The organism is Stenotrophomonas sp. 2YAF22, assembly GCF_052114665.1.
Classification (GTDB): Bacteria; Pseudomonadota; Gammaproteobacteria; order Xanthomonadales; family Xanthomonadaceae; genus Stenotrophomonas; species Stenotrophomonas indicatrix.
Window position 1 is genome coordinate 1 of record NZ_JBFRFE010000900.1, and the last position, 1161, is coordinate 1161.

A 1161-nucleotide genomic window follows, 5' to 3' on the forward strand; every position below is an offset into this window, starting at 1 on the left:
CTGCCGCAATGGCGCGGTGCGACAACGTGTCGCATCCAGATCCGGGCCTTTCCTGCGCCTGATCATTGTCAATGCCTTTCTTAAATGGTGGGTGACGGCCTAAAATTGAAAGGCTGACTCGACCCCACCTCACCTGCCTGTCTTCTGGACGGGTGGGCCCGGCTTTGGCCGGTGCGGGCAGGACGGGGAACGGCATTCCCTCGCAATTGGATCGACCGATGATTCCGTTGAAAACCCTTGGGCGCTGGTTGCGCCCGGGCCTGCTGCTCGCATTGCTGGTGATGCTCACCGGCTGCGATGCCGTGGCCATCCTCAGTCCGAAGGGCCAGATCGGCCAGGATGAAAAGACACTGYTGATCACGGCCACCGTGCTCATGCTGCTGGTCGTCATCCCGGTCATCATCATGACCCTGACCTTCGCGTGGAAGTATCGCGCCTCCAACACCAAGGCCCGCTACGAGCCGAAGTGGTCCCACTCGACGGCGATCGAGGTGGTGGTGTGGTCGATCCCCTGCATGATCGTGCTGGTCCTGGCGGTGCTGACCTGGCGGTCCTCGCACGCGCTGGATCCGTACAAGCCCCTGGAATCGGACGTCAAGCCGGTCACCATCCAGGCGATCTCGCTGGACTGGAAGTGGCTGTTCATCTATCCGGAAGAGAAGATCGCGGTCGTCAACGAGATCAAGTTCCCGGTCAACACCCCGCTGAACTTCGAGATCACCTCCGATACGGTGATGAATGCGTTCTTCATCCCGCATCTGGGCAGCATGATCTATTCGATGGCGGCGATGGAGACCAAGCTCCACCTGATCGCCAACGAGACCGGTGAATTCCCGGGCATGTCCTCGCACTACAGCGGTGCAGGCTTCGCCAAGATGCATTTCACTGCCTACTCGGTCACCGATGCGCAGTACCGCCAGTGGCTGGACCAGGTCCGTGCCGGCGAGCAGAGCCTGGACAAGGCCTCGTTCAAGGCGCTGGGCGAAGCGAAGAATTCCGAGTGGTACCCGGTCACCTACTTCGGCAAGGTTGAAGACAACCTGTTCGATTGGGTCATCGCCAAGCACATGGGCGACAACAAGCACTACGGCATGAAGCATTCCCATGCCGGTGCCGCTGCTGCCGACGCTGCCAGCCATGAAGCGCACGAGGGCCATGCCC

At 60.9% G+C, this 1161-nt stretch carries 1 protein-coding gene; it reads left to right on the forward strand.

The features are described 5' to 3' along the window. Positions 1–218: 218 nt before the first annotated feature. Positions 219–1161, forward strand: a 943-nt coding sequence (gene cyoA / locus AB4Y84_RS22105; protein WP_442250990.1) for a ubiquinol oxidase subunit II, incomplete at its 3' end; no start/stop codon positions are given.